Origin of the sequence: Bacteroides sp. AM54-2NS, from assembly GCF_003602935.1 — a bacterium.
Classification (GTDB): domain Bacteria; phylum Bacteroidota; class Bacteroidia; order Bacteroidales; family Bacteroidaceae; genus Bacteroides; species Bacteroides xylanisolvens.
On the sequence record NZ_QTMZ01000003.1, the window covers coordinates 64,153 to 90,387 of the forward strand.

General features: G+C 40.5%; 29 protein-coding genes and 1 pseudogene. 5 read left to right on the plus strand and 25 right to left on the minus strand.

From position 1 onward, the window contains the following. Nucleotides 1-4 precede the first annotated feature (4 nt). From DXA05_RS02550 to DXA05_RS02620, 16 genes and pseudogenes are all read right to left on the minus strand, one after another. Nucleotides 5-3,244 carry a hypothetical protein gene (locus tag DXA05_RS02550; RefSeq protein ID WP_128858725.1) on the minus strand — a complete coding sequence of 1,080 codons (3,240 nt, stop codon included), beginning with the start codon at nucleotides 3,242-3,244 and terminating at the stop codon, nucleotides 5-7. Nucleotides 3,245-3,249: 5 nt separating this feature from the next. After that, a complete protein-coding gene (locus DXA05_RS02555; protein WP_128858726.1) occupies nucleotides 3,250-4,206 on the minus strand; it encodes a hypothetical protein in 957 nt (318 codons plus the stop codon). Continuing rightward, nucleotides 4,203-9,368, minus strand: coding sequence for a tape measure protein (locus DXA05_RS02560; protein WP_128858727.1), 5,166 nt, complete (start codon nucleotides 9,366-9,368; stop codon nucleotides 4,203-4,205). The genes DXA05_RS02555 and DXA05_RS02560 overlap by 4 nt, the downstream gene beginning before the upstream one ends. Before the next feature lie 2 nt (nucleotides 9,369-9,370). Next, the gene (locus DXA05_RS26390; RefSeq protein ID WP_165861465.1) at nucleotides 9,371-9,538 is read right to left on the minus strand and encodes a hypothetical protein; all 168 of its coding nucleotides are present in this window, start codon (nucleotides 9,536-9,538) and stop codon (nucleotides 9,371-9,373) included. Then, nucleotides 9,535-9,996 (minus strand): hypothetical protein, encoded by a 462-nt coding sequence (locus tag DXA05_RS02565; RefSeq protein ID WP_128858728.1) that lies wholly within the window; start codon nucleotides 9,994-9,996, stop codon nucleotides 9,535-9,537. The genes DXA05_RS26390 and DXA05_RS02565 overlap by 4 nt, the downstream gene beginning before the upstream one ends. Before the next feature lie 127 nt (nucleotides 9,997-10,123). Then, nucleotides 10,124-10,201 (minus strand): annotated as a pseudogene (locus tag DXA05_RS02570). Nucleotides 10,202-10,208: 7 nt separating this feature from the next. Further along, on the minus strand, nucleotides 10,209-10,769 hold the full coding sequence (locus DXA05_RS02575) for a hypothetical protein (protein ID WP_128858729.1): 561 nt from the start codon (nucleotides 10,767-10,769) through the stop codon (nucleotides 10,209-10,211). Nucleotides 10,770-10,780: 11 nt separating this feature from the next. Further along, complete coding sequence (locus DXA05_RS02580) at nucleotides 10,781-11,179, minus strand: hypothetical protein (protein WP_128858730.1); 399 nt, start codon at nucleotides 11,177-11,179, stop codon at nucleotides 10,781-10,783. Next, nucleotides 11,176-11,625 carry a hypothetical protein gene (locus DXA05_RS02585; RefSeq protein WP_128858731.1) on the minus strand — a complete coding sequence of 150 codons (450 nt, stop codon included), beginning with the start codon at nucleotides 11,623-11,625 and terminating at the stop codon, nucleotides 11,176-11,178. The genes DXA05_RS02580 and DXA05_RS02585 overlap by 4 nt, the downstream gene beginning before the upstream one ends. Then, a complete protein-coding gene (locus DXA05_RS02590; protein ID WP_122136334.1) occupies nucleotides 11,622-11,942 on the minus strand; it encodes a hypothetical protein in 321 nt (106 codons plus the stop codon). Before DXA05_RS02590 ends, DXA05_RS02585 begins: the two co-directional genes overlap by 4 nt. Before the next feature lies 1 nt (nucleotide 11,943). Further along, nucleotides 11,944-12,264, minus strand: a complete 321-nt coding sequence (locus tag DXA05_RS02595; protein ID WP_128858732.1) for a DUF6706 family protein — start codon at nucleotides 12,262-12,264, stop codon at nucleotides 11,944-11,946. Beyond that, nucleotides 12,261-12,572, minus strand: a complete 312-nt coding sequence (locus tag DXA05_RS02600) for a hypothetical protein (protein ID WP_128858733.1) — start codon at nucleotides 12,570-12,572, stop codon at nucleotides 12,261-12,263. The genes DXA05_RS02595 and DXA05_RS02600 overlap by 4 nt, the downstream gene beginning before the upstream one ends. A gap of 10 nt (nucleotides 12,573-12,582) precedes the next feature. After that, nucleotides 12,583-13,083 (minus strand): hypothetical protein, encoded by a 501-nt coding sequence (locus DXA05_RS02605; protein WP_165861466.1) that lies wholly within the window; start codon nucleotides 13,081-13,083, stop codon nucleotides 12,583-12,585. Then, entirely contained in the window at nucleotides 13,083-13,781 is a 699-nt protein-coding gene (locus tag DXA05_RS02610) for a hypothetical protein (protein ID WP_128858735.1), read from the minus strand. Before DXA05_RS02610 ends, DXA05_RS02605 begins: the two co-directional genes overlap by 1 nt. 15 nt (nucleotides 13,782-13,796) lie before the next feature. Further along, nucleotides 13,797-14,462 (minus strand): hypothetical protein, encoded by a 666-nt coding sequence (locus tag DXA05_RS02615; RefSeq protein ID WP_128858736.1) that lies wholly within the window; start codon nucleotides 14,460-14,462, stop codon nucleotides 13,797-13,799. Nucleotides 14,463-14,490: 28 nt separating this feature from the next. Next, nucleotides 14,491-15,126, minus strand: coding sequence for a hypothetical protein (locus DXA05_RS02620; RefSeq protein ID WP_128858737.1), 636 nt, complete (start codon nucleotides 15,124-15,126; stop codon nucleotides 14,491-14,493). Between the two features lie 524 nt (nucleotides 15,127-15,650). Here DXA05_RS02620 and DXA05_RS02625 point away from each other — a divergent pair. The 5 genes from DXA05_RS02625 (at nucleotide 15,651) to DXA05_RS02645 (ending at nucleotide 18,353) form a co-directional block, all read left to right on the plus strand. After that, a complete protein-coding gene (locus tag DXA05_RS02625; RefSeq protein WP_128858738.1) occupies nucleotides 15,651-15,881 on the plus strand; it encodes a hypothetical protein in 231 nt (76 codons plus the stop codon). A gap of 42 nt (nucleotides 15,882-15,923) precedes the next feature. Then, entirely contained in the window at nucleotides 15,924-16,571 is a 648-nt protein-coding gene (locus DXA05_RS02630) for a DUF3560 domain-containing protein (protein ID WP_128858739.1), read from the plus strand. Nucleotides 16,572-16,667: 96 nt separating this feature from the next. Then, entirely contained in the window at nucleotides 16,668-16,979 is a 312-nt protein-coding gene (locus DXA05_RS02635) for a hypothetical protein (protein WP_128858740.1), read from the plus strand. Nucleotides 16,980-17,225: 246 nt separating this feature from the next. After that, a complete protein-coding gene (locus DXA05_RS02640; RefSeq protein ID WP_284515380.1) occupies nucleotides 17,226-17,468 on the plus strand; it encodes a hypothetical protein in 243 nt (80 codons plus the stop codon). Between the two features lie 126 nt (nucleotides 17,469-17,594). Continuing rightward, nucleotides 17,595-18,353: a hypothetical protein gene (locus DXA05_RS02645; RefSeq protein ID WP_128858741.1), complete on the plus strand. Its 759-nt coding sequence runs from the start codon at nucleotides 17,595-17,597 to the stop codon at nucleotides 18,351-18,353. A gap of 31 nt (nucleotides 18,354-18,384) precedes the next feature. On the opposite strand, the gene DXA05_RS02650 is transcribed toward DXA05_RS02645, so the two are convergent. From DXA05_RS02650 to DXA05_RS02685, 9 genes are read right to left on the minus strand one after another with little or no spacing between them, the layout of a single operon-like run. Continuing rightward, nucleotides 18,385-19,014 carry a hypothetical protein gene (locus DXA05_RS02650; protein ID WP_128858742.1) on the minus strand — a complete coding sequence of 210 codons (630 nt, stop codon included), beginning with the start codon at nucleotides 19,012-19,014 and terminating at the stop codon, nucleotides 18,385-18,387. Between the two features lie 56 nt (nucleotides 19,015-19,070). Continuing rightward, on the minus strand, nucleotides 19,071-20,660 hold the full coding sequence (locus DXA05_RS02655) for a hypothetical protein (RefSeq protein ID WP_128858743.1): 1,590 nt from the start codon (nucleotides 20,658-20,660) through the stop codon (nucleotides 19,071-19,073). Nucleotides 20,661-20,665: 5 nt separating this feature from the next. Then, on the minus strand, nucleotides 20,666-21,559 hold the full coding sequence (locus DXA05_RS26935) for a phage portal protein (RefSeq protein ID WP_284515381.1): 894 nt from the start codon (nucleotides 21,557-21,559) through the stop codon (nucleotides 20,666-20,668). After that, nucleotides 21,556-22,125 (minus strand): hypothetical protein, encoded by a 570-nt coding sequence (locus DXA05_RS26940; protein WP_284515382.1) that lies wholly within the window; start codon nucleotides 22,123-22,125, stop codon nucleotides 21,556-21,558. Before DXA05_RS26940 ends, DXA05_RS26935 begins: the two co-directional genes overlap by 4 nt. Before the next feature lie 17 nt (nucleotides 22,126-22,142). Then, entirely contained in the window at nucleotides 22,143-23,600 is a 1,458-nt protein-coding gene (gene terL / locus DXA05_RS02665; protein ID WP_128858744.1) for a phage terminase large subunit, read from the minus strand. A gap of 26 nt (nucleotides 23,601-23,626) precedes the next feature. Beyond that, a complete protein-coding gene (locus DXA05_RS02670) occupies nucleotides 23,627-24,052 on the minus strand; it encodes a hypothetical protein (RefSeq protein ID WP_122136346.1) in 426 nt (141 codons plus the stop codon). 1 nt (nucleotide 24,053) lies between these two features. Continuing rightward, nucleotides 24,054-25,130, minus strand: a complete 1,077-nt coding sequence (locus DXA05_RS02675; protein ID WP_128858745.1) for a hypothetical protein — start codon at nucleotides 25,128-25,130, stop codon at nucleotides 24,054-24,056. Then, nucleotides 25,121-25,654: a ParB N-terminal domain-containing protein gene (locus DXA05_RS02680; RefSeq protein WP_122136348.1), complete on the minus strand. Its 534-nt coding sequence runs from the start codon at nucleotides 25,652-25,654 to the stop codon at nucleotides 25,121-25,123. The genes DXA05_RS02675 and DXA05_RS02680 overlap by 10 nt, the downstream gene beginning before the upstream one ends. A 10-nt stretch (nucleotides 25,655-25,664) precedes the next feature. Further along, a complete protein-coding gene (locus tag DXA05_RS02685; RefSeq protein WP_122136349.1) occupies nucleotides 25,665-26,231 on the minus strand; it encodes a ParB N-terminal domain-containing protein in 567 nt (188 codons plus the stop codon). Nucleotides 26,232-26,235 lie beyond the last annotated feature (4 nt).

Sequence of the window (26,235 nt, forward strand, 5' to 3'; positions counted from 1 at the left end):
TAAATTATTTCCAACGACCTATTGCCATCCAACTGTATTTTGCCCTAGATACTCCTGTTCCAGAACTTGAACCAAAATTTCTATCCATCTTAAAACTGCTTACCGTTGGATTAACCAAAGATGTAGCAGTATATACATTTTCATCATAAGCATCTTTAATAATGCAGCCATGAATAACATAATTAGTATCATAAAAAGAAGTTGGCAGATAAATGGTAACAGTACTAGCGGTTGAACCGGGTTGCTTCCCCCATTGTATTAATAGCCCATTACTATATTTGACATACCCGTTTTGTCCTAAACTTTGACCAGACAATAAAACTGCATTAGTTCCGAGAGAACTTAGTAAAGTTTTCTCTGCATTAGTCATGAATTTTCTTGACGTGCTTTCTTCAATCATTGATGCGGGGTGTGTATCCGGATGAGTGTAGTTATTTGCTCCTACTGCTATACCGCCCAACTTTTCACGTTCAGTATCAGTAAAAAACCTGTGTGTCTCATCTTCATTTATTTCTGACGCTCCGTGCTTATGTGTCGCTGCCGCATAATTACCCTTTGCTTGATATACCGAATCGTGGTTGTGATTTCCTGCCGCCTTACCATTCCAATTTGTCTTTTCAGAATCCGTTACAAATCTATGTGTGATATCATCCGTGATGTCAGATGCCGAATGCTTATGTGAAGCAGGTGCATAATCCCCCTTTGGTTGATACGTAGAATCATGGTTATGGTTTCCCGCAGCCTTACTGTTCCAGGTCTCTTTTTCCGTATCGGTAACAAAGCGATGAGTACTATCAGGAGTTATATCAGACGCATTATGACCGTGCGATGATGCCGCATAACTACCTGCAGGTTGATATACTCCGGCATGGTTGTGATTAGAAGGAGAAGCGCCAACCTCGCTCGCTGTGTAACTAGGTTTACTAGCAGCCTTCGCCCATGACGGCACATCGCTTGCAGGCATAGAGGTGGGGAAATCACTGATTTCAGACTTTTTATGAGTATGCGCTTTCGGTGTACGGGCATCACTTAGCCGAGCATCGTTTCCCTGGCATACTGTCCCTTCTGCACTACCAAAATTCTTATTAAAAGCAGAGTTTTTATTGAATGCAGGTTCGTATGTACCGGTATGATTGTGACCTGATGGAGAGGCACCTACTTCGCTTGCCGTATAGGTTGGTTTGGATGCAGCCTTCGCCCAAGAGTATACGTCACTAGCGGGCATAGAAGAAGGGAAATCACTGATTTCAGATACTTTATGCGTATGCGCTAATGGAGGCCGTGCATCACTCAAACGAGAATCATTGCCCTGGCATACTGTTCCGGCCGCTGTACCAAAATCCTTATTAAAGGCAGTAAGCTTGGTAATAATCTTCTCATATACTGCATCATGATTATGGGAGTCCAAAGCTGCTTTCAACGCCTTTCCCTGTTCGGCAGAAAGAGCTTTGCCAGCTCCTCCACTTGTTAGGTTATTGACAATATCAGAAGCATTAAGTTTCTTTCCAAGCTCCGTTGTCATTGTAGCGGCAAAATTGGGGTCATTACCAAGTGCATTTGCTAGTTCAATTAGCGTATCCAACGCATCCGGAGCACCGGCCACCAGTTTGTCAATGGCTGCTTGTACTTTAGCATCAACCCCGGATACTGCATTGTTAGCGGCCAATGCTGCTGCGTTGGCATCGTCCGTGGCTTTCTTTGCTAACCCTGTTTGTATTACAGATGCATCCTTGGCCGCATTAGCATCATCTGTTGCTTTTTTAGCCAAAGCGGTTTGGGCTTCCGATGCTGTCTTGGCTGCATTAGCATTGTTCGCTGCAGTCGTTGCAGCATCTTTTGCAGCATTAACACTACCGGCAGCAGCATCGGCAAGAGCAGCTTTATCACCTGCTAAGGTTGCTTTTTGATTTGCGAGTGTTGCTGCAGCATTTGCATTATCAGTAGCCGTATTTACAAGTCCTAGCTGTGCTGTTGCTTCTTCCGTGGCTTGGTTCATCTCATCTACAATGCCGCCATATTCAGCTTTACGAGCTTCTTCCGCTTTAACACGTTCCACTTCCGCCTTAGCCCGGTTGGTCTCATCAACTTTACGTGCTGCTTCGGTAGATTTACGCTCATCTTCATTCTGAACTCTGATTGTTTCAGCAGAGGAACGACCTGATTCAGCCGTGGCACGTGCGGTTTCGGCTGTTGCCCGTTTAGTCTCGGCAGATACGCGAACATCCTCGGCGGTCTTGCGTGCATTCTCGGCATTAATACGAGCCGTTTCAGATTGATTACGGGTAGATTCAGCAGAGACACGGGCAGTTTCATTATTGCCTCTTATGATTTCATCCGCTTTTCTTTTATTTTCCGCAGTAGTACGTTCGGATTCAGCGGTAGAACGACCTGTTTCAGCGGTTTTTCGTTTATCTTCTTCCTTTACACGTTCCGATTCAGCAGAGGAACGGCTTGTTTCGGCAGTCTTACGGGCATCTTCATTACTTTTACGTGTTTGTTCCTCCGAAACACGTTTTGTTTCTGTATCAACACGCCCAGTTTCAGCAGTTACCCGCTTGCCTTCCGCTATAACACGTGCTTCTTCGGTAGATTTGCGTGCATCTTCATTCTGGGCTCTTTTCGTTTCAGCAGAGGAACGTCCAGTTTCAGCCGTGGCACGTGCGGTTTCGGCAGACTTTCTCTTATCTTCTTCGGATGATCGCGTACTTTCAGCTGATTTGCGGGCATTCTCATTAGTTACACGTTCGGATTCAGCATTGCCTCTCGTTGTTTCAGCATTCTTTCTAGCTTGCTCATTAGATTCTCGTGTACCTTCGTCAGTAACACGTTTCTTTTCTGCATTGTCCCGTGCAGTTTCAGCAGAAGAACGACCTGTTTCGGCTGTCTTACGTGCATTTTCATTAGTGATACGAACGGATTCAGCAGCTTCCCGGGCCTGTTCTTCACGAGAACGTCCGGTTTCAGCCGTTTGCCTCGACTGCTCGGAAGCATTACGACGGGATTCAGCAGTTTCACGGGCTGATTCATTACCTTCAACAGTAGCTTCTAATTGCCGCATATCGGTAGTAGCAGTTTTGGCATCGCTCGTAGCTTTGAGCATATTATCTAATGCCGTCTGAATCTTCTCTAGCCCGAATTTCAAGCTCGTTTTGACACCGTTTACTATCCTGTAACCGATGGTGTAGAAGCCTTTCATGTCGCTGGCTTCATTCAATTCTGATATTCTTTTCTTTTTTAATGGCATGGCAATCAATTTAAGTCAATATAAAATTCTCCGTCCTCTGTTATAATGAACTCGCCCGCTTCGGATGAAAGCAAAAACTCCGTTTCTCTGATCCTGAAGCAAGTAAACACGAGATTCAAAGTAAATTCCCACCAGACACCACCTCTTAACATAAAATTGTTTGTCTGGCAATCTTTATAGTAGCAAGGATAACTTTCACTCCATCCATCACAGTATAATACCCTCTCCGCATCGGAATATTCATAACCTTCATTATCGGTCTTCATAGTCAGTTTAGTTAGATCATAGAGTAAGGCATCATAGCTCTGCCAAAAAGTTCGAATATCCGTTGCCCGCATCAGGCACTTTAAAGAAACTTCCTTTGTCTGAAACTTCACATATTCACCGTCGTAGATTGCACCATCTTGCCTTTTGAAGTTCTGCAATAGGTTTTTCTTTACCGTAGGAGCTTTCAGTATTTCAGCATTACTACCTTTCAAAATGACTACACCATATTCCGATAAATCCCGATCATCTATTTCGTACCCCCTTGGTAGAGGAACGGAACAAACAGGTTCCTGGTATTCATAATTTGCTTCGCGGGGGAAGTCGTTGGCAAAAGTTATCTTCACGACTTGAAATCCCGGATAGATTGTATAACTGTTCTGTGAGGAAAGACGTAAACGATAGGTTCTATCAAGAATAGGAAAATAAAAATCATGATATCCCATATCTGATAAAATAGCAACTAATCCACTAAATCCCAGATCGTCTTTACAGGCAAAATCAATACTCAATTCATAGGTGTTTAACGTCAAGCTAGAAAGGTCTATTTCAATACCATCTTCTTCCGGCCAATCATTTTTATCATCCGATTCTTTGGCAGGAGGAAATGCCACAAGATTATCATAGCTTCCTTTTATAATAAATATACCGAGAGTGGTATATGTATTCTCTCCATCTATAAAGCAAATTCCTTTCATCTTACGAGCTTTATCCCTTTATCATTTATCTTTTCAATACCTGCTTTCATCGACTTCATATCCTTCTCTATACCTTCCAATCTAGCTGTATTAGTATCAATATTCGAAAGGTGTCCAACAATGGTATTCATATTATCCTTGATAATTTTCACGTTTTCATTTATGGATGCAGATATGGTTTTAATATCTCCAATACCAGAAGTGATACCTTGGAAAATGAGAGTATGAGACTGTAGCTCTGTTTTTATGTCTGCTATCAAAACATTAGCCATTGTGAATCTACCATTCAATTCGTCTGCAGAATCTTGTGACATGGAAGCAAACCCTTTTTTTGATGCTTCGCGTTCCGAATCCTCATCAGTAGTCCACCCATACATCTCTGCCATGGCATCACGCTTTGCTTTCATCTCATCGGAAATCTTCTGTCCTTCCTTTTTCAGATCGTTATATTCATCTTCGGTTACCCCATCGTCCATTGCATTATATAGCTTCTCCCTCCACGCTATTAATCTGTCCATATATTCTTCTTTAAGCATGGAATTGAGAATAGCATTTCGCATATAATCCTCGAAGTTGTCGGCAAAGTCTGCCGAATCGGCATCCATATCAGAAATTAAGTCCTGAAAGTCTGAACGAAGAGAATCGTAATCAATAAGAGTTGTATCAGCTATTTGTTGTTCCAATACCTCTGCAACCTTCCCTACACCATTTGCAATTTGATCGGCAAATTTCTGCGTGTCTGAATCAAGTTGGGACCAGAAGATACCGGCATCCGATTGCAATTTTAAAAGTTGTTCATCAGTCAAATCAAATAGACCGGTCATACGACCACCCATTTTATTTTTAAATTCCTTTACGGACATGCCTAATGCCTCTGCAGCCTGCTTCCATCCTTCACCGGACATATCATCTACTTCATCATACCCTTTTGAGTGTGACTTTCCAGAGGCACCAGAGTTCAAATATTGTTTGCCTAGTACTTTTGCATTCTCGCTTTGCAATTTTATATTGGCGATAGCTGCTTCATATACAGCGTTTGCCGTGTCTCCCGTAAGAGTTTCCGCTAGCTCAAGTTGCTTCTCAATTACTCGATCAAGGATATTGATATAGGATTCATACGCTTCTTTCGCTTTCTCGTATTTCTCGGTCGTATCGTCCTTACCGAACATATCGAAGATTTTCATAGCTATCTGAACGGCTGCACCAATGATAGCTAGAATAACAGATGCCTTTTCAACTGTACTTATTGCATTAGCAGAAGTATCGGCAGCAGCTTCAACCCCTGCCATTGCAGTCATTGTAAATGAGCCAATACTGCCAATAAGGGAAATGATCTCACCAGCCGGACCACCAATCGACTTACCCAGTTCGTCTATGGTATCCGCTAACTCCGAAATCTGTGTTCTAACTTCTTTTTCTGCCTTCTTTACCTGATTGTCCTTTTTTACAACCTTATCTTTTGCCGCATTATACTTTTCGGTTTTCTTCTTTACTAGATCAAGTGCCTGCGCTTCGGACAAATAAGATTTTGTAGATTCAATCTTACCGGTTGCAGGATTATACTTGGATGAAGAAATCCCATTTTCAATCTTAGAGCCACCTTTGACTGCTTCGGCCTTTACCTTGGCATTTTCTAACTCTATCTGTGCATTAGCTAGCTCTTCCTCCGCTTCTGCGAGTTCTTTCTTCTTATCAGATAATGACTGAAACGGATTGCGGGAATCCAGTTCGTCCATGATGGATTGAATTGTACTCGTATATTCGCGAAGTTGATCGGGAGACAAAACTTGCGCTGCCGCACTTTTCGCATTTTCAAATTGAGTAAGAAGGGAATTCAATGTTTCAGTAGACGTTTCCTTTAAATTTTCAAAGGCACGTATATAGTCCGGAGATTTTTTCAACTGCTCATAATCAAACCCCATGAGGGATTCACCCTTCATTTTTGTAGCCTGTGCTATTGAACGGTCTGTCTGCTGAACTTTCTCCGTTTTGCCTTCCTTCTGAAACTTCTCCCTTTGAATACGAAGAGCTTCAATATCATCATTGAACTTCTTCTCGATTGCAAGCCTTTCATCGGTGTAATTCTGGTACTGCTCCAAAAGAGCTTTAGATAAAGTTGTTTCCGCCTTTTCCCTTGTCTCAACAGCAACCTTATCATATTCATTTAGCGTATCCTGCTTCTTCTGTGAAAGGTCATCTTTAGTTTTTGTTTTGGGAACAAAAACAAGACCTTCCTCTTTATACTTCGGATGTTCTTTCTCCCACTCTTTACGCTCCGTGTCCTGTTGGTCCTTTACATATTCAGCAGCACGACGATCATTGTCAGCTTTAGCTTTCCGATAATTAAGTTGAATTTGTTCTTGCTGTTTCTTGAAACCTTCGTCCATAGCATCAATCTTAGCTTGAGAGAGTTCAAGTTCAGCCTGTACAGCTTTCTCTATATCCTGTTGATTCTGCTCATCAATCTTCCGCTGGAGCTCGGCCTGCTCAACTTTAAGTTTATTCTCTTCCTCCTTTTTCTTTTTTTTGGAGTTCAATGTTTGTTTATCATTCCCTGTCAATGTCACCAAAGCAGATTCAGCCTCTTTCAAATCTTTAGCTTTATCTTCAAGAACAGACTTTACGGTTTTACCTGCATCCACTTTGGTTTTACCACTCCGCAAATCTTCAATTTCCTGTTTAAGCTTTTCCACTTTCTTCGTTGCTTCATCAATCTCTTTCGTGACATTTGGCTCTTTGATCTCATCTTTGGGATTCTTTTGCGCTTCTTTCAACAAACGAATATTATTCAGTATCTCCCCTTCCTCCATAAGATTACTGACAGAACCATCATGTCTGATAACAACTTGTTTCTTTCCTGATTTATTGAAGCGTTCAAGAGCAGCCTCATACATAGCTATGTCTTTTGCAATCTGTTTGGCTGTCAGATTGATATATTCATTAGTATCATAGCCTAATTTTTCATGAATATCCTTATAAGTATTCTCAAGCAGTTTGTTATTCGCAATCATGCGATCAATATAAACCTGAACGTCATTACCTATTCTTGTTTCCTCCGTTGATACACCTGGAACAATATTAGTCGTAGTTGTATATTGTTTCGTAAGAGTATCCACTATTTTTTGAGTTTCAGAAGATAACCCTCCACCAGACTTCAAATCATTCTTTATCATCTGCATAATCGCAGAAATTTCCCTTTCAGAGCCTTTCTTACCCCTGAAATTATCCGAATCTCGAATAGCTTTTTCCAAATCTCCAGTAAGTTCACCCTGCTTATCCGCCCAATCTTTTTGAGCTGTAGAATGAGAATCCGCAATAGCTCTATCAAGTGCCGCCTGTTTAGCGGCCGCACTAACAGCCCCGTATGCTCTCGCAACATCATCTAAAGCGTTTTTTTCATCACCTAACCCCTTTAAGTATTCACCATACTTATCTAAAATGGATTTCTTTGCATCATCGTAATCTTCTGTACCTTTCTTTGCCTTATCTAGTTTTCCGAACAAACGATCTATTTCTGCCTGTTCAGCATTCGTTTCAGAATTGAATTCCTGTATACGTTTGTTCAATTTCACTTGGGCCTTCTCTGCATCCGTCTGATAAGTTACTAGCTTATAAATTCCATAAGATAACCCAACTATAGCAGCCGCAGCCAATACATAAGGATTTGTAAGCATTGACAAACCTAACGCTTTTGATGCCGCAGCTAATCTCGTCTTGGCAACAGTCAAAAAGTTTGTTGATCTCGTATTTACATTCTGCGATACTGTATTAAGTTGAGTAGCCGCAGTTTCTGCCACTTTGCTCGCAGTAGAAGAGTTCGTGTAGGCCGTTGTTGTATTTGTTCTAGCTGCTTCAAGTTGTTTGGCCGCAGAATATTTATTGCTCTCTGCTGTTGCAAGTTGTGTCTCCGCTATTTCTATACTTCTAGCGTTACCTGTTTTTAATGCAGCATTATATTTCATGTTAGCTGCCGCTACCTCTAATTCAGCAGCTTCAAAATTAGCAGCCGCAAGACTTGCAGTATTAATAGCCTCTTCGTATTGTGACTTAGCTTGCAATGCCTTTAAACGCAAAGATTCTACATTTGCAGCAGCTTCCACACGCATAGATGCAATTAATTCCGCTTTTGCCTGCGTTAATCTTCCACTTGCTACAGCCTGTTCCAGATCAGCATTAGCAGACTTTTCCTTGGCAGGGATTAATTTCGAAAGTTCTGTAATCTCGGCAGTATATTTTATACCAGTTACCGTACTCTGAACAGATGCAACTGCGATAATAGCAGCTTTCTGAACTCCATACATAGCTATGAGAGCAGCGAGAGCAGTGCCGACTTCCTGATAATGTTCAATTAAGTAAGCTGTACCATCAAGAGCTGTATTAATAACTCCATCACTTGCCTGACCTAGCTCATTGAACATCATATCAAGATTATCACCTATGTTAGAAATCTTACCAGATACGGATTTAGATTGTTCTTGCATGAGGTTGAAGAACATTCCTCCCTTATTGGTAAGGTTGTCAACAACCTGTTCCAACTTGTCAAAACCAATCTTACCCTCTGCAGCCAAATCCTTAACTTTATCCTTATTAACTCCCATAACCTTTGCTAGTTCGGAGAAAATAGGTACACCACGCCCGGCAAATTGATTCAAGTCCTGTGTCATAAGTTTGCCTTGCGTCATACTTGTACCATAAAGATAGACCAGGTCACCAATAGGCTGACTTAATCCGGCTGCAATATTTCCAAGACGAGTAAGTTTCTCTATGACATCCTCGGAGGCTGTACCATAGGCCACGAGTTGAGTTGCACTTTGGGAAACACCTTTAAGGTCAAAAGGAGTGGTAGCGGCAAAGTTTACGAGTTCTCCCATCAACTTCTGTGCCTTTTCCCCAGATTGTAGCATTGAGGTAAATTTGATTTCAAGTTGTTGGAAAGTACCATAAACTGAAACCATTTCCGAAGCAAACCGTTTCGCCAGATCGATAGATAAGAAAGCCATACCGGCAGCCTTCATCTGTGAGAAAGACCTAGCTACAGACTGACTAGCCGCATCTGTATGGTCCTGCATCATATCAATATTCTGAACGTATTTCTGAACGTTTCTCTGCATTTCAGAAATATCCAGAGTAGCCTTAATACCTATTGTTCCCTGTGTCTCCATCTTTACATGAATTGAGCAAAATATTCGTTAGCATGAAGTTCCTTTGACTTTTCTTTTTCTCCTTCTTCCTTTGGCTTAGTACCAGGAATAGCCGCATTGAGTAACATGATATTGGAATATGACCTTTCATTGACAACCTCCTCATAACTCATACGGTAGTATTTCATCACTCCGCTAATTGTTGACCAAGGGCTGTCGCTTCTGGTGTATTCGTCGGTTTCGTTGTCTCGTTTAGACCTTTTAGGAAAATGATAGTGCTTAAAAAAAAAGTGGCATCCATAGTCTGTGCCATATAATCCTGCAACTTCTTGTATTTGCGGACCGTTAATCTTTTCTTGATAAATCCACCAAACAGCTTTCTTTTCCAGACGCTACGGAAGATCGTCATTACTGCAATATCAGACATCCTATCCGCTTCCTCATAATAGACAAGAGTGGCCGACACGCTTGTCCGACCGTTTAGCTTCGCCTGGTCTACTTCCTTCATATCCTTCGAAATAGAACCAATATCAAACAACTGTGTAAACGTCAATGGCCTAACCATGAAAGGAATCATACCAAACCAAAGAAAAATGGGGCGCTCTGCAATAGTGTCGGCCACCTGCTTTTGTACATTGTCTTTTTCCATCTTTACCTCAAATTAAAAAGTCCCGGCCCGTAATGACCGGGACACCTGAAACAACCTTTTCGATGATGCACAATGCTCGTTATCCCTACTCACATTTCAACAATCATCTTTTCACCCAAAAACTATGTAGCGAAAGCCGGATTCGAACCGGCGACACTTAGGCAGTAACCCGCAACCTAATGTTCTACCACTGAACTATTCCGCTTCCCTTATCATCCTTCCGGAACAGTGTAAATCTTGTTACGTGCCCCGCATACTTCCTCACCAGTCTTATTGAGATTAGCAAGTTTCTTGAATTCAAGATTGAAGTTAGGGAAACCAGATTTACCGATGTTTCCTGTTTTGGTGACTTTTACTTTCATGCGTGCCCATTGGAAGATACGAGACGGGAAATCTTGGAATTCTTTCGTTTTTAACTCCACGCCTTGATTAGTGAGAGTGAACCCGGGAGTTTCTTCATTCCACTCTCCGTTCTTCGTATATCCCATAAGATATTTGTAGGCTTCCTCGCCCATGTCGTAAGTTTGGACTGTAAAACCCTCACTACCGGCATCAGACGGAAGAGAAGCATAGAGAGTGTTCATATCTTCGACCTCAATATCCGTATCTCCCGGTGCCTGATCGTTGAAAGACATTGAATCCTTCACAATAGCTTTAACAAGGAATTTGGCAGCTACCTTTTCAAAGTCTGGAAAGGTCCCGGCTGTTTCTCCGGATTCGAGAGCCGGAGATAATTTTAGGTATTCAATACCATATACTGCAGTTTTTGACATAACTAATTTATTTAATTGTAATACGATACTTTGATTTTATAGTTCTGATAACTCGTCCCGTCTTCATCAGGAAAGAACGAATCATCATAAAGAGAGAATTCAGCACCCAAACGAGCTGTATAGATATTTCCTTCGGCATCTTCCGTTTCTTTGAACAGAGGCAAAACAAGCGCTGAAATATGGTCTATCCTTCCGCTATCCGGTTCGCCTGTATCTGCATCCTTCACATGAATGTTGATATTAGCATAACCGTACTGCAGACCGCTTTCTTGCGGAAATGAAAGATGATTGACTACAATGTATTCAGAACCAGAGAAATTAGTCTCTCTCCTGTTCTTGAAAATCCGCACGCCAACATTTCCGGCTGCGAGTATTTTACAAATTTCAGTTATAGCCTGTTGTCCTGTCATTGATTAAATCCCGCTTTAGAAAGAATCCTCCTAATCTTAGTTTGCACTTCCCGTTTCAGATACTTTTCAGTAGATGATAGTACATCATACCCTCGGTTTTCTACAGGTCTGGCATAATTCATACCTGCTACAATTATCAAATCAAAACCAGAATCACCAATCATCTCCTGAATCTTATAGTCAGCATGAAAAGCCTTTTTGTCCGTTATCCCTGCACTCTTTTTAAAGCCGTATTCTATGATTTCACCATTGTAAGCAATTACATAACCTATCGAGTTCCGTAAATTGCTTGTACGGTCTTTATACGTGCCATGTTCGCGAGCATGATTTACCGAACCTTCACCGATTACATATAAATTGAAAAGTACCGCTTGCTCGACACGTTTAACGGCCTGATCAAATATCGATGTGACCTTGTTCCAATCACCTGTACGTTTCAAACTCATAGGAATATGCTCAACTTTCTTTTCGTAGTGCCACAACCGGCAACCGTCATTACCTTTTGGGAAATAGAACCGTCAGCTTTAGTTATGCGCACTTTGTCATTCAGCACCGGGATAATCGCAGGAACATACATTGTAATCTGATAGCTATAGACGAAGTCTTTTCCATCGGCAGCCGGAACAGTCTTTGCAGACGAATTCCCGTGAATCTTACAGTCTCCAAGGGGAAACCATGATTCCGGAATCCGCACCGGATTAAAGTTCTCATCATGGGAGCCTTCACCTGGAACATACAACTCTATTTTATCTTCATACCACATATCACCACATACAAGAACCGTCCTCAATCTCTGTCACATCACCAGAAAGAAACTCGGAGGTATCGAAACTAAACTGTTTGCAAAGCATCGATATGTGCTTTGTCAAGCCGACAATATCATACGAGTTGGAACAATCAGCCTCACTTTCAGAAGACAAGGTACGCATTCCTGATAAGTAGGAAAGTACGGCAGACACAACTTTCCTCTTATCTGTGCAATCGTCTTCCGGTTTCAACCCCACATCATCCAACAAATCTTTCACCGTTAACGGAGAAGGATTGTAGTGCAAACACTTAGCTATGAATACCTCCGAATTTGTCATTTCTTCAATTCTTCCAGTCTTGCTTGAATAGCATTCACGACAGTTACACGAGGCTTCTCTAACGCACTTTCAGCATTCAGATAGCCGTTCAATTTCTCGACATCGGCAAAATCAGCAATCTGTGAGATAACTTCTTTTGCCCCCTTAGACATATCAATGTCTGTAAGAACCGGTTTAACCTCAACTACAAGTTTTCGCCTGATTACGTCCTTTGCACGTTCATCACTAAAATGGGTAATTTCTGTGCCAGGTTGATAAAGCTTCTTTGTCTCCTTATCTTGGAACTTTTTAATTACTACGAGTTTCATACAGAGAATTTTAGCCTACGGGAACTTCTTCACCGTCGGGATATTCGACATTCGTATTTCTAACCTTTAGATTAACGATAGCGTTAATACATGAGATGATAGGAACTGCACGCCAAGAGCCTTGTGTATACTCTGCGGCCTGTTGTCCTGTAGATTCGCCCGTAGTCCATTTTGCAATACGAATGCCATCTCCTGCATCTGTGTATTGAACAGATGGGTCTGGCATAATAGCATTGTCCTCGAAAGCAGGTTGTACTTCACCAAGCTTACCATCATCCGTTTTAGGAATAAATACAATTACATTATCATCCCACGGATTGATATTGGTAGAAATACCGTCTTTCTGGTAAGCAGTCCGTTTATTGATTTCGATGATATTAGGAATCTTCATGGATTTCAGATAAGCCGAGAATTCATCCTCTGTCAGAGAACGGGTATTCTTATCTTTACCAAGATAGCCGGTACGTAAACCGATACTACGCATCATCCAATACTTGATAACAGGAGCCATCAACAACGCATCGAAAGTAACGCCTTTATTGGCATACTCATAAACAATCTTCTGCAGATACGTACTGCATCGATAGCCGCATTATCAATGTTCTCCTCGGTCCATTCCTTATCAGAATCAACCATCTGTTTGTTTTCTTCTGGCATACCATAATCAACCAGATACTTACGTCCTTCCGGATTATCAATAGCCGGGTCGAAAATAGCCATACCACCACCAGAGAGTGCTTTCAGAATAATTTCATCCGCCACATCTTTGCAACCGAGATAAGCATCTTTGTAATCACCGAACAAACATTTCTGAATTTCCTTTAACTTCTGAACAGGATTAATACGGTTATTTTCGTAAACCATCAACATGGTACGCAATGTCTTCGCATCCGTTTTGAACTTGTGGCCTACACGGGGAATCTCACCGTTCCACAATTCAAACCCTCTACCAGCGCGTAATGGAGTATCAGCATCGTTTCCGATGATAGAAGCACGGATACGAACACTATATTTCCCCATGATACCTTCGGCAGTCAAACCCAGTTGAGGAGGACGGAAATCGAACCAACGATCAACGTAGGTCTGTTCCCAAAGCGTTTTATTTTCCAGAGTCGCCTTATCAAACATGATCTGCATCGTGCCGATCAAGTCAATAGGCTTCCCTGTTTTTACGTCATTGATTTTAAAAGTCGAAAAAATAGATTTCATTTATAGCCTCCTTTCTTAGTAAGAATCAGTGAATTGAATGTTGGGGTTGTCTTTCAAGCACATTCCTTGAATGAACTTCTCCGGAATAGGGGGAATACGTCTTTTGTAGTACATTTCTCCCTTAGAATTGATAGCAACATCCACAGATACCTCGTCAAGACCGATATAAGTTCCCATCGGTTCAGCCCCCACAGTAATTCCTTGCGGATGCTCAATAGGGAAAACAGCCGGAGCCTTACCTTCACCCTCTGCAGTTCCTTCAATCACTTCAAACAAAGCATCACCAACCTTCAAGCCAGCAATAGCTTTATCAAGCACGACGACAAAGCCGTTACGATCATTAATAATCTTCGTGATACTTACAGTATCCTCAAAGTTTCCGGAATCGTTCATTGCAACATGATCCCCTACCATGAAGATGGGAGAAAGGAATTCATCATTTTGCAAAGAGACTTTCTTCGCATCGGTTGCATCGATAGCTACAACACGAGATGCTTTCAACACGACAACTTGCCGGGACGATGTTTCATCATACTCGGCAAGAGAAGCAGAAGGAATAATCACGCCAACCGGATAGTTGACCTTCTCCTTGTTCAGATTAAATCCACCTACTACTCCGATAGCCGGAGAACCAGTGCAGATAGGACGAAATCCACCAACTTGCTTTTTTCTAAATTTCATGTCATTTGTAAATTAAACATTAAACGTTCTATTCTGGAACACCTAAAGATTTCAACCAGTCAGCAGCCACAGCATCCTGCACCTGTGAATCAGACGCTTGCGACCCATTGTCTTCTGCAGGTTTCAAGCCTTTTGTGATAAGATGTTGCTTGTAACCAGTCAGATATTCTTCTGGCTCCTTATCATCCGGTACTGTAACGAACTGCATTTCATCCTCTGTCAATCCCAGTTTCTTCATCGCATTAGATATGGTAGTTTGTCGATCAGTCTGGCTCTTATCTTTTTTAAGAGTTTCAATCTCATCCTTGTAAGGCTTAATTGCAGCTTCCAACTTTGAAGTAAAATAGCTATCCAACTCTTCCGTTGTATAACTCGCCTTACCTCCCTTGTTACCATCTGCACCTTCACCACCTGCTGTTACTGGTTTCCCGTCCTTTAAACCGTGTTTTTCCTCATAGTTTTTAATAGAGGAAACATTTGCTTCATTAGCCCGGTAGTCCCCGTAGGATTTAACTACGTCTTGAAAGTTGATGCCGTCTACAATTCCCGTAATCTGACTTTCATCCGTCACACCTTCCGCCTTTTTAGTTGCCATTCTTTCCAGAATGGCTTCGTCAACACCCACAAATTTGGTTTTCAACGCTTCTAAAAGTTTCTTCTTCATATCTAAATTGATTAATTTGCGGTAAAGATATAAATTATTTCAAAAGTGTGTTTATTAAACTCGTTTATTTTTCACAGCCACAACTTGCAATATTTTAGATAATTACATATCAAACAATGAAATAATTCAAAAAAAACGAATACAATCCTTTCATATATTAAATATATGATATATATTTGCAACTAATAAAAGAGTTTATTAAACGCATATATTTATAATTTATACAGAAAAGTATTATTAACCATTTAACGCAACTGATTATGACACAGAAAGAAAGAATAGAAAAAGTTCGTGAAGCCCTTAATAATGGCAAATGTTTAAGTGTAGAGTTTTACAAAGATGGTTCCGGTGCGTGCTTTCACTTTATAGACCCTCACGGGGACCACGGATTACCATGCGATTGGTCGATGTCTTTTCCAATTGAGGAAGCAATACAAATCATTAGTGGATTTCGATTTAAGCAACACGAATTAAACAAATGTTATTAACCAGCAGGGCGAAAGCTCTGCACAATACACCAAATTATGAAAGCAACCTGCATCTTAGTTAAAAAGACAGAATTAGAGATATTAATTGAAATCGGTGATAAAACAGCTATCAATAAAATGATTGAGCAAAAAGAGAGAGCGTTAGAAGAGGCTATCAATAATGCAGAATGGTATGCAAGTATAGGTCTTGACGGAATGGTAGATAATGAAGTAGCAAGGCAAGAAAAACTAATAAGAGATATAAAAAAATTGAAAGCAGCAATATAAGTTTAAACAGCAGGGTGGAAGCCTTGCCCAACATACTTAATTATGAATACATATAGTAAATTTGTGCCAAATGTGTTTTTGGCAAAGTGCAGTGAACAACACGAAAAAGGAGAAACTATTTTGGTATCGACTAAATATGGTAAAGAGAATGAGAGCATAGTGTTTAACTTAATGTTTGAGAAAGATGGTTTTTACTATTACTCCATTGTTAGAGCTGACGGGTTCAATGTTCAAGAATGGGCAAAGCAAAGAGCAGAACGTCGTCATGAATGGGCTGCATCAGCAGCGCAAAAGAGTAATGAGTATTTTCAAAGATCAAACAAACATCGAGATTTCCTTTCTTTAGGCGAGCCTATCAAAGTAGGACACCATAGCGAACGAGGACATCGTAAAATGATAGATGATGCCTGGAACAATATGGGTAAATGTGCAGAGTTCAGCGATAAGGCTTATGAACATAAAAACAAAGCAAAGTATTGGGAGAAAAGAGCCAACACCATTAATCTGTCTATGCCGGAAAGCATCGACCTATACGAGCATAAACTTGAAGAAGCAAAAGAATACCACGCAGGATTGAAATCCGGCAAGTACCCACGTGAGCACTCTTTCTCTTTGCCATACGCAAAAAAAGCAGTAAACGAGGCTCAAAAGAATTATGATCTTGCAGTTAAATTGTGGGGGGATGTTTAATCGGTAGCCTTCGGGCTACCTTTAATAATATTTGGAAAATTTCTATCAGATACTTTATATTTGAACTAAATTTGCAAAAATGAAAAACATTGTAACATGAAGAAACTTGCAAGCATATTAAAAAATCAAACAATTCGAGTTGATAATCACGATAGTGGCAGTGGTAGAGCATTTGAATGGGGTACAGGTGTACACATTCATAAAATTCTAAATGAAAAGAAATACAAAGGTGCAGAGTTTACTCTTCCACTTGACAGACCCGGAGAAATAAACTATATAAGAGGAAACGATAAATCCGGAGCTATAGAAAGGGAAATAAGAAAAGCCTTCAACGATGAAGCAACTCGGACTAAATTCATTTCTGATTTAGGAGAAGCTCTAAAACGATTGCAGAGAGCAGTCATTTAAATGCGAAAGCGCGCGAAAAGATGCTCATCCAAAGTAGTAAACAATTAATAGCATTATTCGGCGTGAATCATATATCGAGTTTGAGCTGGTTCAGTAGTGGAAATAACTTCATATCAAAGTTCATCTATCCATCAGAATCAAGTTCTTATGTTGCACAGAATACAGAAGAGAATTATATTACATTTTCCAATAACATAAATTACATAGAATCATTTAACGAAATCTTTGAAGAATACAGGAAACAAAATGAAGCAGACAAGTAAAGTATATCACGTAGAACTCTCTGAACCGATAGAAGTAGATGGAAAATCGGAGAAGCATTTCTATTTTGGCTCACAAGCTGCCATCTACGACACTTTCTCCGCTGAACAGCTAGGAATAAGCTACGGCTATCTAAAGTCTAAATTTCACCTAGAGGAAAAGCCGTACAGCAACGATAAATGTACCATCCGGCTAGGAGCACTAATAAGAAAGGAAAAGTCAGAATAACCTTTTGTTTTTCAGAGATATTTCATACATTTGCATTGTGGAAAGAGTGAGGGAAGTTATGTTCCCGCTTTCTGCACCAGCCCGGGCGGAGCAATAATCCGCCCATTTTTTAATTTAAATCTAAACATGAAGAAACTGCATATAATTTTAGCAATACTCAATATCGTCTCGATAATTCTATTGATCCAAATCGTTTTTGGTTGGATTCCATCTTTTGAATGCAACTATCCTGTAGACAAGATAGATAAAATAAACAGTTTAATTGTAGACCTTAGTATCGGAGTTATTACAAGTACTTTCTTCTACTATATCCTAGTGTACAAACCAGAGAAAAGAAAGGAAAAAGTCATTAGAAGTATTATATCAAGTGATTTGCTTTATATAGCTAATAATATGCAGATAGTGCTAGCGTATGTAGCTAAAATCTACTCCCTAGAAGTTAAGGACAAATATTATAGAAAAATACCAGTAAAAGAATTTTCAAAAATAAAAAAGGGAACTCATATTGAATTCGAAACAGTCTGCTCATTTGATATGGAAATAGATCAAAATGTATTGGTTCAAAATGCATATTCCATAAGTACTGACGCTAAAAGCTTGAATTATACAGCAGAAAGTATATTTGAGAAAATCAATAAAATAAATAATATTCCCAATATTATATTTGAAGACGAAGTGTTAATTTCAACCTTAGACAGTATCTCTAGATGTGTCTTTTATAATAATATTCACTCCATGAATGGAATATCAAAAGACTTCTTTAAAAACGACTATGAACGTTTATCTTTAATATTCAATTTTCGTTCTATCAGAGAATTACATAGCCTTTATGTTACTCTTACTAAATATATCACTCCGTATGTCTTTCGTATAAGCAATAATTAATAATATTACTACAAAAAGTAAAATTGCATTTTCAATGTTCTTTTTTCCTAGAGATATAACTATATAGTCTCATTAATTGATGTTTTATCTTTTGCCACCAGCTTATTTTATCCCCTCCGAGGAGTTGTCTAAATTTATCTTCCAATTCATCCAACAAATCAGACAGTTCATTACGTACTTGTTCTCTAATTTGCCGTTTTTCTTTTGTTCCATTCGCAATCAATTCTTTACTATTACATTTAATACCACCTTCTATTGTACTACATGAATATTCATAATCCAGAGCAGTCACTCTGATTTCAGATAACAAATCATTAATTTTTTTGCACAAATCACGTGATAAAAAAATTCTATTTAAAGAAAAGAAATTCAATGCTTCAATATATGCTTGATTAAATTGTCTATTCAACCTTTTTTGAATATCCTCTTTTGATTCACTCTTGTCTGCAATTTGCACCATACTAGTTAAATCAATTAAAGTTTGCTGCAAGATTGTCAATTTCTGAAATATCTGTTTAACAACCTCTGCACGTTCTTGGTGTAATTTACTAAAAACAATCTCAGAGCGACTTTTTCTAATATCCAAACAAGTTTTAACCACTTGTTGAATAGCAAATGTTATAAGAGCACCAATAGCACTCCATGATAATACTCCATCCATACTTTTTTCTTTTTTACAAAGATAAAAATAAAACTAATCAATTTCAAAAATAATAATTACTTCTTCCACAACAGCTTTAGCAGTCCCTCTTTATCCATGTAGTAGACGTCCGGAAGTTCCCCTATCCTATCCATACCTTTAAAGCGTCCGACCTCCCGATTAATAGCAGAACGAAGCTCCTGGTACTTATCATTCGTAAAATAGAATATTGCCCGATCAGCTTTCCGAGCATCCTTCATGTATTTACGAATAGTATTTTCATTGGCATTATCAATGTATTTCACATCCCACGTATGATCGTCGAACATTAAGTCAGGTACACTTTTGCCTTTACCATTCTCCGGCAGGAACTCTACCTGTTTTCCATTATTCTTTGCTAATAGCTTACCAACCATCTTTTCAGCATCACCACCGCCTTCAGTGTTGGTGAACTGGTGTTCCTGATGATAGACAGTAAAACCACCACTATACTCATCAAAATATGCTTTCTTCCATTCTTCCCCGTAAGATTGATATTTCTCCTTTGACTTCTTACGAATCTCCATCCGTTCGCCGGTGTTCATCGCTTCAACTTTCACGCCTGTATATTGCGGATTATCCTTTATCCAATATGGAAGAGTGCCACGGTTATTTGCCTTTTCAATTCGCCCCTCATTTTCCTGCATCCATGAATAAAACTCACTTGGCAGTTCAGTAACTTCATTTTCCGATTTGAATCCCGCTGTATCCTCTCCGGCAAGAATCTTATCAGTGAGCATATCTACTTCATCATCCGAAGCAAGTACACTAATCGCATGGCACATACAGTTAGAATGCCATCCCGTAAACTTGAAGTCTTTTGGATATACTCCCGCTAGTTTATCGCAAATATCCTTTTCCGGATGATTCTTTGAGAGTTTTATTTCAATCCCTACAACAAAATCAAGTTGGGCCCACCTTTCATGATCGGCTGTCCGATATGCAATATTAGGCTCCGTCCGTGCCAAACGTTGAGCATTGCGGCTACTACTACGATATTGACCTGCCCCCGGATGATAAGCTTTCGCGTTCTTTGATAAAACAAGCTCTCCCCGTTCATCACGAACTCGTCGAAATAGCTTATCCGGCTCATTCAGGTATTTTTTCACCTTTGCCGCCATCGTATTTGCCGACATTCCTTGCCCGATACAACAATCAATAGACATTTCCATTTCTTGCCGGAACTGCCCTTCATATTTCCAAATACGTTGAGACAGGTTCAATCCATCATCTCCGGACCTTCGTGCAAAGAAAGAATCCATAGCTTTCTTGTTACGCCCAAAGTAGCGAGCAAAATGCTCGTTATCCACGACCTTCTTACCGAACACGGACCGAACAAGTTCATCCGATTTCAAATTTGCCTGCTCCCATTCATTAATGACACCAGATCGTATTTGTTGATATACGCGGGTATATAATTCCCGTAGCAGGACGTTTGCCTTATCCGATATAGTAGGATAGTCTGTGAAAGAAAAAGGCTTCTTAGGGTCGTGGATTGGCTCTACCTCCAACGCTAAAGAGATAAGCCGTTCCATCACATCCAGGTAGATTACCCGGACGCTTGCAGCATATCCTTCGGTACGTTGGAGTAATGCCCGTTTATACTTCTTCTCATCAATCTTTGCCATGCCTTTTATTCTGCACTACCGAAAATATCTTGTTTATACCGGTCCTTCTCTTCCTGCAACTCTTGCTCATGTTGGGCTCTCAAACGCTCTTTTTCCAGATTAGCATCCTTGATGATCGGATTCATTTCGATAAATGTTTCATCAGACATACCACCGGCATTTTTAGTTGAGATCAGATTTTTTAATACGGCTTCAATATCTTCTCCGAACGGTTCTTGAAATTCATGTTCCACGACCAAGTTATCACACTCACCTCGAAGAGAAATATCCAGAACGTTACCAATTATAGCAATAAGGACACTAGCTATACGATCTGCATACTCATCGTGTCTTTCTTTATGTCTGTCTGCCTTGATTACAGCCAAAAGCATAAGCTGTTTCAATGCTTTAGCCGAAATCTGGGAAAGGCTCTTCATCGTATCAAAGTCTATTTTAGGGGTGAAAGTGAAACGATGAATCTTATCGTCCAACTCCTCCGCTTCTTGCTTCTGATTTTCCGGTGCATTATCCCACGTCAGATATTTCATATCCGGTTTTTTAGAACCGTCTAACGAAGGTTTCAAAGCAAAAAATTTGCTATCCTCACCTTTTTCCGGAAGAGAATTAACAATATCCGCATCAGCAACTAAAGCAGGATCAGAAAAACGATCATTGACATCGGCTCTACGGCTTACCATCATTTCTTTACGGTGCATCATAGGTTCAACACCAGCACACTCCGGTTCCTGCTCAAAAAGAACCACGCATATCTTCTTTGCAAGATTCACCTCTTCCTCAATATCCCAACCCATAGGAGCACGTTTGCAGTGATATATCATATTCTTTGTATGTATATCAACATGATATTTGATTTCACCGCCTACTTCCTGTAAGTTATACCCACGTGCAAAGCACATCATTCGTCCGATTGGTCTTTACGGAAATATATATCATCACCCAGACTTCTGGCTACGACTTTGATAAGGCAATCCGGCTTGCCTTCATCGTTCCGATAAGTATGAAAGAGCAACGCACTTTGCCCTTCCGCGCCTGCCAGACGTTTTGCTTCGCGAACCTTCGCATTGAATCGGGTACTTTTAATCAAATCGATATATCTGGAAAAAGCCCGGTCTGTCCCCTTAGATGATTGCGTCCATTTCAGAGGACGACCATACAAGAATACTAGAGCTATCTCATTGATAAAAACCGGATAGGGAATAGGTATCTTCCATTTTTCTTCCCAACGTAGAAACTTACGTTTACCCGATGCAGGGTCTTTTTTACCAAACACCGCTTTATTCGGCCTATTCATCACCTCATGCTGCTGGGTATCATATACCTTCAAAGCAGCTTCAACCTTTGCAGAGTTATCCGTCATTTGTGAAAGCGCGCGGTTCACATCCTTAGCTTTCAACAACTGTTCAAACTCCTGATTGCGACCAACAGCCGCATTCACACCATTAACAATCCAATTAAACAATCCCATAATTACAACATTAAAAATTAACCACCTAAAGCACTTAAAATATATTCTTCATCTTCATCTGATAATTCCGCATAATCATCATCCAGAAGATAATTGATTGCATAAACCAGAATATCTACATACTCATCATGTGTCTTTGCCGGAAACTGGCTCACCTCATCTATAAACTCTTCGTTCCAATCACCTTCCACCAATATCACCCGGCCGCACTCTATTTTAGGCGAGACACCGTGTAGTCGCACTTCCTTGCTGTCCGTTGGTGCTGGTGTCCTGGTTACATTCAGTTTAGTGTACTTCTTTACTGCCTGAATGACAGTTATACCATTTGCCTTCGGTTCTATTCTGATCGTGCTCCGGCTATCATATCCATGTGCCCGCACATAATCTGGAATAAACCTCATTAATTCAGGAAACTCCTTCCAGACCTTTTGCGCATGGAACAAGTACAAACAGTTCTGTATCCGACATGCAGCAAGTATTCCGGACGGGTCATTGTCCGTTTTCTGTTTTTTCTCATCATAGGCAGTATCGAGAAAGAAGTGAATCGGAACACCGCCACGAATAGCGAGGAATTGCGATAAAGGAATATGCCCGAACCAACTTGCTTTGACAATATTACCACCTTCAACCGAAGGAGCCTGTTCATACTGTCCGGCATACCCACGACTACCGAGGTCAATCTTTGCTTCATCTATCACCTCCCTGTCAATACGTACAGGGTCCAGAAGCCCGTCAATGTAACGTTCTTTCAGCTCCGGAGGATTCACCCTCTCCGACACTTCTGCTGGTAGGCATATATGCCTAATCTTATCCTTTTTCTTTTTCAGCAGATACCCCGTCACATCATCATCATGCAATCTTTGCATAATAGTTACCATCGGAGTATTCTTTTTGTCAACCTTACGGGACGAAAGCGTTTTAGTATGGTCATTCGCCTGTAATCTCATTGCAGGAGACTCCGCCTGTTTGGGATTTACAGGGTCGTCGTTGATAATCACATGCGCGTGCTTTCCGGTAATTGTACCACCTGTCGAAGTAGAATATCTGGCGCCTCCCTTTATGTTCTCATAACTACCTTTACCGGACTTATCGTGTCTTATCACCACTTCCGGAAACAAAGTACGATACAAGTCAGAAGTGATGATGTCCTTCGACTTCGAAGCGTGTTCTAACGACAAGTCACCCGAATAAGAGTTTGAAATAATCCTCAACCGTGCATCCTGCGTCCAAAGCCATGCATGCCACATAATTGTGACAATAGTTGATTTGGTAGAACCAGGAGGAATATTGATAATTATGTCATAGGGCTTCTTCTCTCTGCGTACGATATAGCCAGATAGCTCTTGAAGTTCTTCACACAGATACGGAATATGCCAATTAAAAACCGGAGTTTCCGGTATAATAACCGCCCAAAACGTTTTCACGAAGTAGAAAAAGGATTTCCTACATTCATCCGCCTGGACGGCTCTTGCCATGCTCAATATATCTACCTGTCCCAAACTCACTCTTTTGCTGCTTTATCCTGCTTTTCTGCAATACCCAACAATACTTTTCTTTCTTCCTCCGATAACTTCGACACATCAAAGTCTTTGCTTGTTACTTGTACCCCCACTCCATCAGGGGCGACAATCTCTTTACGTTCTGTATATCCTCTACTTTTGCCTTTGGTTTTCAGATAGAATATGATAGCCGTAGTATCTCCCTTCTGTATTTTTTTCAGAAGGGAGGCCTCGGCAATATCGATCTGCAATTCATTGATAGCATCGGCACGTTCTTTAAATTCCGCATCCTCACGATACCAACGATAGAACGTCTGCCGTGAGAGTCCAACCTTCTCACAGGCAAACGTGACAATACCGCTACATTCCTTCAATGAATCGAGCAACTTTTCTTTATCTTTCTGAATGTCCTCTTCGGCCTTAGGCATTTTATATTCCTCCTCCCCTCTCTCTATAGATAGCCCCTAAAATAGCACGATAGGAACGTTTCTTCGGGTCCCCCGCTATCAATAACTGATAAGACAACTGACACGTTTTTGAAGATTCCCTACCGGACATTTTAACATAAAGATGTTTAGCCAATTTATAACCAGGATATAAGTCTGGATGTAAAGCGGCCTTTTTCATTGTATCTCGGAATATGACCCGATAATCCTTTTCCTTATCTTGCTCAAACTTCTGGTCTTGCTTAGAACTCCGGAACATATCAGTATCCCAATAAAGCATAACAAGGTCTGCATTTGGTTCTCTGCGAATCACCCGCTCATACAAATCCGGGTAGAACTCCATAACCTTGGGTAATGACTTGATTGTATCAATGCTAAAAAACTGACTAATACGAAGTTTATTCAACGGTACACCTGTCTTATACAGGTAGATATAGGTCATAGGAATAGTAAGGTTATTCAATTTGATATACAGCCAAACATCATTATCACGCCAATCGTATATTGGATAAAGAAATGTAGAAATCCTGATTGATGCTATGGACTGTCGGCGTTGAATAGATTCTGCCATTCTTAGACCTATCATTTGAGGAACACTTTTAAAAATCTTCGCCCCAAATTCCTGATATGACATCCCCATACGAAACATCGAGTGATTGCGAATAGCAAACTTAGGCATAGGTCTCACCCACACGCTTTCTTTGCCTGGCTCCCAACAGATAAAGCTTTCATCATTCGCTAACCTATTGCAACAATTATAATGGCGTATAGGCAAACAGAACCAATAAAACTTTGCCCCCAAGGACATGAAACGTGAGCGCCATTCAAGTGCAATCTGCTCAACATCTGGATAAATGGCTTCCTCGTCAAAGAACACTACGATAATGCGACTAAACGGAATTGTATATTTCTGCATTGTCTTTATCAGCATATCGCACATACATATAGAATCTTTGCCGCCAGAGAAACTGACGGCAACTTTTTGATTCTTATTGAATGCTTCGAGAATCCTACGCTCGGTAGCATCAACAACGTTAATATCTAAATCCTTTACGTACATCTGCGAATGATTTGGGCTTTACTAAATCTTTGCGTACCACGTTGGGTAATGAGCTTTAGAAACTCTTCCCTGTCAATCTTTGATAGCCGGAAGATTTCTTCTTTACTCATCCCTATTTCCTTAGAGATTTCATCCACACTTTTTCCCTTCTCCAATAGAGCTTTCACTATATTTTCCATTGGTTCAAGCAGATGAGTACCACGGGCACGATTGAAAGTGACAGTACCATACATGTCTTGACTTTCGTCTTTATGTGCCACTACTACAATAGGAATCTTATTGCCGAGCATTGTCTTTAGCGGTTCCCTGCCGGACACAAGCCAACGGTGAAACCCGTCAATGATCGTAAAGTCCGGACGCACTACGATGGGAAAACAAAAACCATTCGTCAATATGCTTTGCATAAGGAGATTCAGATTCTTTTCCAGAACCTTGTTGGGGTTATAGTCATTCGGCTTCACCTTATCCCGGTCTACAAACTGAATTTCCCGAAGTGGTTTGAATAAATCAACATTCTTATCCATAGTCCTATGATTAAATTGTTATCTCCTTGCCGCAATGCGGACACACCATTGTACGGGCTGTTTGCATGCCAGCTTCAATTTCATCGACTTCCTGAATGTCGGCAACCTCTTTCTCTGATGTGAACTGCTGCTCCTTCTTTACCGGTTCCGCAAAATTCACTCCCATATTATCAGTGCTAACTTCATTGATGATCGCATCCAGATATTCTGGAGTAAAGCCGATAATATCAACATCTCCAATTTCTTTAATAATCTTCTCCACGTCCCCAAAATTCACATGAGACATTGTCTGAATCTTATTGTCTTCCAGAACGAGTTTTTTCTTTTCTTTGTCAGTCAAACCATACATGACCGTAATAGAAGCCTCTTTCTCTCCACGATATTCCAAAGCCTTTTTCTTGCCATGACCGCAAAGAACCATCATGTTTTCATCAACGATGATCGGATAATACTGCCCGTATCGTTCCATACTTTCGGCAATAGCCTTCACTTGTTCCTCCGGATGCACATTTGGATTACCCGGAAACTCCTTCAACTCTGACAGGAGTACTTTCTTTGTTTCTAACTTCCTTTTCATTCCT

Bases quoted from the DNA above. Each gene is read 5' to 3' on its own strand.
- DXA05_RS02550 (WP_128858725.1), bottom strand. From the start codon at position 3,244: ATGCCATTAAAAAAGAAAAGAATATCAGAATTGAATGAAGCCAGCGAC.
- DXA05_RS02555 (WP_128858726.1), bottom strand. From the start codon at position 4,206: ATGAAAGGAATTTGCTTTATAGATGGAGAGAATACATATACCACTCTC.
- DXA05_RS02560 (WP_128858727.1), bottom strand. From the start codon at position 9,368: ATGGAGACACAGGGAACAATAGGTATTAAGGCTACTCTGGATATTTCT.
- DXA05_RS02565 (WP_128858728.1), bottom strand. From the start codon at position 9,996: ATGGAAAAAGACAATGTACAAAAGCAGGTGGCCGACACTATTGCAGAG.
- DXA05_RS02575 (WP_128858729.1), bottom strand. From the start codon at position 10,769: ATGTCAAAAACTGCAGTATATGGTATTGAATACCTAAAATTATCTCCG.
- DXA05_RS02580 (WP_128858730.1), bottom strand. From the start codon at position 11,179: ATGACAGGACAACAGGCTATAACTGAAATTTGTAAAATACTCGCAGCC.
- DXA05_RS02585 (WP_128858731.1), bottom strand. From the start codon at position 11,625: ATGAGTTTGAAACGTACAGGTGATTGGAACAAGGTCACATCGATATTT.
- DXA05_RS02590 (WP_122136334.1), bottom strand. From the start codon at position 11,942: ATGTGGTATGAAGATAAAATAGAGTTGTATGTTCCAGGTGAAGGCTCC.
- DXA05_RS02595 (WP_128858732.1), bottom strand. From the start codon at position 12,264: ATGACAAATTCGGAGGTATTCATAGCTAAGTGTTTGCACTACAATCCT.
- DXA05_RS02600 (WP_128858733.1), bottom strand. From the start codon at position 12,572: ATGAAACTCGTAGTAATTAAAAAGTTCCAAGATAAGGAGACAAAGAAG.
- DXA05_RS02605 (WP_165861466.1), bottom strand. From the start codon at position 13,083: ATGGCTCCTGTTATCAAGTATTGGATGATGCGTAGTATCGGTTTACGT.
- DXA05_RS02610 (WP_128858735.1), bottom strand. From the start codon at position 13,781: ATGAAATCTATTTTTTCGACTTTTAAAATCAATGACGTAAAAACAGGG.
- DXA05_RS02615 (WP_128858736.1), bottom strand. From the start codon at position 14,462: ATGAAATTTAGAAAAAAGCAAGTTGGTGGATTTCGTCCTATCTGCACT.
- DXA05_RS02620 (WP_128858737.1), bottom strand. From the start codon at position 15,126: ATGAAGAAGAAACTTTTAGAAGCGTTGAAAACCAAATTTGTGGGTGTT.
- DXA05_RS02625 (WP_128858738.1), top strand. From the start codon at position 15,651: ATGAAAGCAACCTGCATCTTAGTTAAAAAGACAGAATTAGAGATATTA.
- DXA05_RS02630 (WP_128858739.1), top strand. From the start codon at position 15,924: ATGAATACATATAGTAAATTTGTGCCAAATGTGTTTTTGGCAAAGTGC.
- DXA05_RS02635 (WP_128858740.1), top strand. From the start codon at position 16,668: ATGAAGAAACTTGCAAGCATATTAAAAAATCAAACAATTCGAGTTGAT.
- DXA05_RS02640 (WP_284515380.1), top strand. From the start codon at position 17,226: ATGAAGCAGACAAGTAAAGTATATCACGTAGAACTCTCTGAACCGATA.
- DXA05_RS02645 (WP_128858741.1), top strand. From the start codon at position 17,595: ATGAAGAAACTGCATATAATTTTAGCAATACTCAATATCGTCTCGATA.
- DXA05_RS02650 (WP_128858742.1), bottom strand. From the start codon at position 19,014: ATGGATGGAGTATTATCATGGAGTGCTATTGGTGCTCTTATAACATTT.
- DXA05_RS02655 (WP_128858743.1), bottom strand. From the start codon at position 20,660: ATGGCAAAGATTGATGAGAAGAAGTATAAACGGGCATTACTCCAACGT.
- DXA05_RS26935 (WP_284515381.1), bottom strand. From the start codon at position 21,559: ATGATGTGCTTTGCACGTGGGTATAACTTACAGGAAGTAGGCGGTGAA.
- DXA05_RS26940 (WP_284515382.1), bottom strand. From the start codon at position 22,125: ATGGGATTGTTTAATTGGATTGTTAATGGTGTGAATGCGGCTGTTGGT.
- terL (WP_128858744.1), bottom strand. From the start codon at position 23,600: ATGGCAAGAGCCGTCCAGGCGGATGAATGTAGGAAATCCTTTTTCTAC.
- DXA05_RS02670 (WP_122136346.1), bottom strand. From the start codon at position 24,052: ATGCCTAAGGCCGAAGAGGACATTCAGAAAGATAAAGAAAAGTTGCTC.
- DXA05_RS02675 (WP_128858745.1), bottom strand. From the start codon at position 25,130: ATGTACGTAAAGGATTTAGATATTAACGTTGTTGATGCTACCGAGCGT.
- DXA05_RS02680 (WP_122136348.1), bottom strand. From the start codon at position 25,654: ATGGATAAGAATGTTGATTTATTCAAACCACTTCGGGAAATTCAGTTT.
- DXA05_RS02685 (WP_122136349.1), bottom strand. From the start codon at position 26,231: ATGAAAAGGAAGTTAGAAACAAAGAAAGTACTCCTGTCAGAGTTGAAG.